Genomic DNA, 5,969 nt, shown 5'->3' on the forward strand with positions numbered 1-5,969 from the left:
GTCCTGATTTAAATTTAATCCACTATAAAGTCCATTCGCGATAAACCCCGCCGCCTCCATTTTCAGACGACCTTTCGCCATTTAGCCGTAAATGCTTTCCCTCATATCAACCAAAGCCGCCAACGCTGAAGCAGCATTTACCGTTTCGGGCAGGTCGGAAGCGTCGAACGCCGTTTCCACTTCCGCCATCAGCCGTTCTGCTTTTTCCAGTAATTCTTCGTAGGAGGATTCGCCGCGTTTGATGGCGAGCAGTTCGTCGCGGTTGGGGCGGCGCGGGCGGATTTCGCCGTGGCGGGCGATGTCGCGGGCGGTTTCGAGCAGGCGGAAGGTGTGCATCATGTTTTTGGCGTCGTAGCCCTGTCCGTGTGCCTGCGTGCCTTGGTAGCGCGTTTCGTTACGTTCCGCCAGCCATTGCTGATAGGAGGTGTATTCGCGGCAGTAGCTGCTGTATCCATCTTGGTTGAAGGAGAGGTAGGCAAGCGGGGTTTCGCCTTCGGGAACGGAGCTGAGGGAGAGGTTGGTGGCTTCGGGTTTGGGCGCGACGCCGTGGTAGCCGCGCGTGCCGTCTGGGTCGTAAAACAGGGCGTAGAGTTCGCGGGCGTGGGCGATTTTGACCAAACCGACGCGCCGCTGCTCCATTCCGCGTTGCGAAAGCCAGTGCCGCAGCGGTACGGTTTGCGCGCCTTCTACGATGTGGCAGAAATCGAGCACGCTTTTCTTTTCAGACGGCATCGGGTTGCTGATTTTCTTGTTCAGCCCGCGTGCTTTTTTGATTTGCCCGTAGGCGTATCCGGCGAAACTCTGGCGGCAAGCTTTGGACACAAACCATTCGGTTTTGAACGCGTCCATCAGCGGCGAACGGTAGCGCACGCAGTCGGGCGGCGAGGCGAGCAGCTCCAGCGTGTTCGGGTTGCTTTGCAGCAAAAGCTCGATAAACCGCCCCAGTTCGTAATACACGATGTCGTTGGTTTCGTTGCTGATTTGCGGGATGTATTCCATGCCGTAAAACATCGATTTGGGCAGGTAAAACACGCCTTTGATGTCGGTATCGGATTCGGGCGTCGCCAAACCGTAGGCGCGGCTGCCGGAAACGGCTTCGAGCAGAATCAGGTTTTGTGTGTGCAAATCTTCGATGGTGAGCATTTTCAGACGACCTTTTGTGAGGTGGTTAGGCATTGAAAAGCAGCCTGCACTTTCAGGCTGCCTTTAGTGTGTGTCGGATTTGTGAATCCAATTTACGGCTGCTGTTGGTTGGAATTATCAATCGAAGGAAATCCAAGATTTTTATCCCCGTTCCAAGATAAATTTTCTTTTTTCCAGAAATCGGTGTGAGACAGAATAACGCCAAGTTTAACCATAGCCAAATAAATAGCCTGCAACATATCTTCACCGATTGCCCTTCCCTCATCACAATAATCATATTTGCTTATTTTATACTGGCAAATATACGCTTTGTATTCGTCAGAAAAAAAGGGGAGATACATGGTAATTTCAACAGGCTCGCCATTTTCTGTATGTAATTCTCTATATCCTATGATTTTATGCATAAATTTATCCATTTACCGCCGCCAAAGTTTCGCGGAACAATTCATTCAGCGGCCCGCTGTCGGCGGCTTGGGCGGCAGGGGCGGATAATTCGGAAACTTCGTTATATAAATCAACGGTTAATCGTTGCAATTCGGGCGACAGCGTATGCAGGTAACTTTCGTCCTGTTCCGCCTTGATGGCCACTAAATCGGTAATTTGGGCGGCGCAGTCCGTTTGCCATTCGCTCATCAGTTCCGCCAGCGTCATCGGCGGGATGCCACCTTGTTTGACTGCCCACCGTGCCGCGAGCAGCGGACGCAGGACGTAAAACCATTTTTTCAGTTTGACGGGTTGTGCCAAATCCATGTTTCTCAAAGCGTTACCCGCGATGCCGCGATAATGGTGCAGCAGCGCGGCGGCTTGGACGTATTGCGGCGCAAGCGCGTTCAGACGGCCTGTGAAATCATCGTCCTGCGTATAAACAATTGGCGAACGCAGCCATTCGAGCAGCGTGGCATTGCTTTTCCGCAGCAGGCGCAACGCCTTGCGGATGTCCCAGCCGCCGACGTCAAACCATTGGTTTTCGATGAATTCAAAGGTGTCTTTCGCTTCATCGATTTGCAGATAATATGGCTGCGGGCGGATATAAATGGCGCGCACGTCGTAATCGCTGTCGGGCGAGGCAAAGCCCCATGCGCGGCTGCCGCTCTCTACCGCCAGCAGGAAATGCAGCGGCTCGGTACGGGCGATGTGGGTGAGTTTTTCTTGAATGGCTTGTTTCATGATGTTTCTTTTAATAGAGGTCGTCTGAAGACCCTAAAAACAGGTTTTCAGACGACCTTTGCTTTTTGATGGATGGCGGGTTCGCCCGAATCAGTCTTTCAACCTGAATTCCGCTGAGCGCGCGTGGGCGGTCAGGCTTTCGCCGTGTGCCAACACGCTGGCGGTTTTGCCCAGTTTCTGCGCGCCTTGTTCGGAGACTTGAATCAGGCTGGAGCGTTTTTGGAAGTCGTAAGTACCCAGCGGCGAGGAGAAGCGGGCGGTGCGGCTGGTGGGCAGGACGTGGTTGGGGCCGGCGCAGTAGTCGCCGAGGCTTTCGCTGGTGTAGCGTCCCAGTCAAACCATTGGTTTTCGATAAATTCAAACGTGTCTTTCGCTTCGTCGATTTGCAGATAATATGGTTGCGGGCGGATATAAATGGCGCGCACGTCGTAATCGCTGTCGGGCGAGGCAAAGCCCCATGCGCGGCTGCCGCTCTCTACCGCCAGCAGGAAATGCAGCGGCTCGGTACGGGCGATGTGGGTGAGTTTTTCTTGAATGGCTTGTTTCATGATGTTTCTTTTAATAGAGGTCGTCTGAAAACCCTAAAAACCGGTTTTCAGACGACCTTTGCTTTTGATGGATGGTTGATGTGACCGAATCAGTCTTTCAACCTGAATTCCGCAGCGCGCGCGTGGGCGGTCAGGCTTTCGCCGTGCGCCAACACGCTGGCGATTTTGCCCAGTTTCTGCGCGCCTTGTTCGGAAACTTGGATCAGGCTGGAGCGTTTTTGGAAGTCGTAAGTGCCCAGCGGCGAGGAGAAGCGGGCGGTGCGGCTGGTGGGCAGGACGTGGTTGGGGCCGGCGCAGTAGTCGCCGAGGCTTTCGCTGGTGTAGCGTCCCATGAAAATCGCGCCGGCGTGGCGGATTTTTTTCGCCCATTCCTGCGGATTTTCTACCGACAATTCCAAGTGTTCGGGGGAAATGTAGTTGGCGATTTCGCAGGCTTCGTCCAAGTCTTTGGCGAGTATCATCGCGCCCCTGTTGCCGAGCGAGGCTTCGATGATGTCGCGGCGGGGCATGGTTGCTATGAGGCGGTTCATGGCGGCTTGGACTTCGTCGAGATAGGGCTGCGACGTGCCGATGAGGATGGCTTGGGCGATTTCGTCGTGTTCGGCTTGGCTGAACAAATCCATCGCCACCCAGTCGGCAGGCGTGGTGCCGTCGGCGATGACGAGGATTTCAGACGGCCCCGCCACCATGTCGATGCCGACCACGCCGAACACGCGGCGTTTGGCGGCGGCGACGAAGGCGTTGCCCGGACCGGTGATTTTATCGACCTGCGGTACGGACTCGGTGCCGTAGGCGAGGGCGGCAACCGCCTGCGCGCCGCCGACGGTGAAGACTTTAGTGACGCCCGCGACGAAGGCGGCGGCAAGTACGATGTCGTTGCGTTCGCCTTTGGGCGTGGGGACGACCATGATGATTTCTTTCACGCCGGCGACATGGGCGGGCATGGCGTTCATGATGACGGAACTCGGATACGCTGCTTTGCCGCCGGGGACGTAAATGCCGACGCGGTCGAGCGGTGTAATCTGTTGTCCCAACAGCGTGCCGTCTTCGTCTTCGTAGGTCCACGATTCCATTTTTTGGCGTTGGTGGTAGCTTTCGACCCGTGCGGCGGCGGTTTTCAGGGCCGTCTGAATTTCGGGCTGCAAACGCTCAAACGCAGCCTGTAAATCATCTTGAGTGAGGATGAGGTCGGCTATGGTTTGGGCGGACGTGCCGTCGAAACGGTTGGTGTATTCGATGAGCGCCGCATCACCGCGTTTTTGCACGTCGGCGCAGATGTCGGCGACGATGCGGTCGATTTCGGGATTCTGGGCGGTCTCAAAGGCCAGCAGGGCTTCAAGTTCGGCTTGGAAAGAGGGGGATTGGGTGTTGAGTTTTTTCATGATTTGGGATTCTCCTTTGTTATTTTGGGACTTGGGGTCGTCTGAAGCATCTCTTGCTCGGTTTTGGGTCTGATATACGCTTTTTCTCTCCCGCTACCAAACTTCAATTCGGGCAGGCATTTTTGTTGCAGGCCGAGTTTGGCTAATACCTCTTCGCTACGAGAGGTAGTATGGAAACGGTAACGGGTTTGTTTTCTGCCGTTTTTGGTTTCTTCAAACGTTTCGAAACCGTCCACTTCGTACGCGCTGACAACAGCGTTTTGCAGGCCGGTGTGAATGCCGATAATGTATTTCACTTTGGACGCGGCATCTTTGCCGATAACCCAGTTGCCCAACGTACGCGATTTGAGGTTGGCATCGTCTTGGTTGTCGAAGCGGTAGTCGGTTTCTTCGTCGGTATCCAAGTCCAAAGCGTCTTGGATTTTGACGGCGAGAACCAGTCCGTCGGGATTAAGGTCGTCAAGCGGGCAGGGCGTGAATTTGAAGCGGTCGTCGAGTGCTTCCGCGCTGATGCCGCCTGCGCCGCATCCGGCAGATTGGTTTTTGAATTTTTTGCCGACAACGGATTTGACGAAATGAATCAGGGCAGTTTCGGCGGCTTGCGCTTCGGCTTCGGTCAGATGATAGCTGATGATATGGCGGCCGAGTTTCTTGCATTTGGCAATGGCTTTGCGTGCCGGTACGTCAATGTCGCCGTCTTGCGAACGGGCGGCCTGTTCATGCTCAAAGATGCGGTTGTCGCAGCCTTTGCCGATGTAGAGGATTTTGTCTTTTTTCATGTCGGTCAGACAATAGACGTAAAACCGACGCTCTCCGTTATTCAAAACGGACAGGGTTGAATCTGAAAATTTTTTTATTTTTGCAACCATTTTAAATCCTCCTATACAGTTTACTGCCGGTGGTATTTTCAGACGACCTGTCGGCGGAAACGGCTAGGGTCGTCTGAAAACGCATCTTCATTCAAATGAACGCTCACCCCGCCTTCGCTGCGCTGCCGAACGCCTGAATAATCGGCTCCAGCAGCGCGTGTTTCGTTTTCAATGCGGCTTTGTTGACCACCAGACGGCTGGAAATATCGACAACGTGTTCGACCGCTTCCAAGCCGTTCGCCTTAAGTGTATTGCCGGTGGAGACCAAATCGACGATGGCGTCGCTCAAACCGACCAGAGGCGCAAGCTCCATCGAGCCGTAGAGTTTGATGATGTCGACGTGTACGCCTTTGCCGGCGAAATGCTCGGCGGCGATGTTGGGGTATTTCGTCGCGATGCGCAGGCGGCTGCCGGGCTGTGAGGCGGCGGCGTAGTTGAAACCTTTTCGGATGGCGACCATCATGCGGCATTCGGCGATGTGCAAATCCAGCGGCTGATAAAGCCCGCTTCCGCCGTGTTCGATTAAAACGTCTTTGCCCGCGATGCCGAAGTCTGCCGCACCGTATTGGACGTAAGTCGGCACGTCGGTGGCGCGGACGATGACGAGGCGGATGTTTTCATGGTTGGTGCCGATAATCAGCTTGCGCGATTTTTCGGGCGCTTCGGCAGGAATGATGCCCGCCGCCGCCAAAAGCGGCAGCGTTTCTTCAAAGATGCGCCCTTTGGACAGGGCGATGGTCAGCGTGTTTTCAGTCATTGTTGTTGTGTGCCGTCAGACTTCGAACCTGTATCAAGCAGGCGGTCTGACTTTCTCCATTGTATAGTGGGTTAACTTTAAACCGGTACGGCGTTGCCTCGCC

6 protein-coding genes and 2 pseudogenes are annotated in these 5,969 nt (G+C 54.7%); all 8 read right to left on the bottom strand.

Translation table 11 applies throughout. The features are described from left to right. Positions 1 to 81 precede the first annotated feature (81 nt). The gene (locus HMPREF3066_RS05145) at positions 82 to 1,143 is read right to left on the bottom strand and encodes a nucleotidyltransferase domain-containing protein (RefSeq protein ID WP_070440905.1); all 1,062 of its coding nucleotides are present in this window, start codon (positions 1,141 to 1,143) and stop codon (positions 82 to 84) included. A 92-nt stretch (positions 1,144 to 1,235) separates the two neighbouring features. Then, positions 1,236 to 1,559, bottom strand: coding sequence for a DUF6968 family protein (locus HMPREF3066_RS05150; RefSeq protein WP_003777508.1), 324 nt, complete (start codon positions 1,557 to 1,559; stop codon positions 1,236 to 1,238). Then, entirely contained in the window at positions 1,552 to 2,310 is a 759-nt protein-coding gene (locus HMPREF3066_RS05155) for a nucleotidyltransferase domain-containing protein (protein WP_070440908.1), read from the bottom strand. The genes HMPREF3066_RS05150 and HMPREF3066_RS05155 overlap by 8 nt, the downstream gene beginning before the upstream one ends. Positions 2,311 to 2,400: 90 nt before the next feature. Next, positions 2,401 to 2,643: pseudogene (locus HMPREF3066_RS12215) on the bottom strand (histidinol dehydrogenase); the annotation flags it as partial. Then, positions 2,625 to 2,858 (bottom strand): annotated as a pseudogene (locus HMPREF3066_RS13725) (DNA polymerase beta superfamily protein); the annotation flags it as partial. The pseudogenes HMPREF3066_RS13725 and HMPREF3066_RS12215, both read right to left, overlap by 19 nt. An 89-nt stretch (positions 2,859 to 2,947) precedes the next feature. Then, positions 2,948 to 4,240, bottom strand: a complete 1,293-nt coding sequence (gene hisD, locus HMPREF3066_RS05165; RefSeq protein ID WP_070440914.1) for a histidinol dehydrogenase — start codon at positions 4,238 to 4,240, stop codon at positions 2,948 to 2,950. Further along, positions 4,237 to 5,109, bottom strand: a complete 873-nt coding sequence (locus HMPREF3066_RS05170) for an endonuclease (protein WP_070440917.1) — start codon at positions 5,107 to 5,109, stop codon at positions 4,237 to 4,239. The genes hisD and HMPREF3066_RS05170 overlap by 4 nt, the downstream gene beginning before the upstream one ends. A gap of 103 nt (positions 5,110 to 5,212) precedes the next feature. Further along, positions 5,213 to 5,866, bottom strand: a complete 654-nt coding sequence (hisG, locus tag HMPREF3066_RS05175) for an ATP phosphoribosyltransferase (RefSeq protein WP_070440920.1) — start codon at positions 5,864 to 5,866, stop codon at positions 5,213 to 5,215. Positions 5,867 to 5,969 lie beyond the last annotated feature (103 nt).

The sequence above is a fragment of the Neisseria sp. HMSC03D10 genome, from assembly GCF_001807625.1.
Classification (GTDB): domain Bacteria; phylum Pseudomonadota; class Gammaproteobacteria; order Burkholderiales; family Neisseriaceae; genus Neisseria; species Neisseria mucosa.

Excerpts from the sequence above, each read along its gene's own strand:
- hisG (WP_070440920.1), bottom strand. The coding sequence starts at position 5,866 with ATGACTGAAAACACGCTGACCATCGCCCTGTCCAAAGGGCGCATCTTT.
- HMPREF3066_RS05150 (WP_003777508.1), bottom strand. The coding sequence starts at position 1,559 with ATGGATAAATTTATGCATAAAATCATAGGATATAGAGAATTACATACA.
- hisD (WP_070440914.1), bottom strand. The coding sequence starts at position 4,240 with ATGAAAAAACTCAACACCCAATCCCCCTCTTTCCAAGCCGAACTTGAA.
- HMPREF3066_RS05155 (WP_070440908.1), bottom strand. The coding sequence starts at position 2,310 with ATGAAACAAGCCATTCAAGAAAAACTCACCCACATCGCCCGTACCGAG.
- HMPREF3066_RS05145 (WP_070440905.1), bottom strand. The coding sequence starts at position 1,143 with ATGCTCACCATCGAAGATTTGCACACACAAAACCTGATTCTGCTCGAA.
- HMPREF3066_RS05170 (WP_070440917.1), bottom strand. The coding sequence starts at position 5,109 with ATGGTTGCAAAAATAAAAAAATTTTCAGATTCAACCCTGTCCGTTTTG.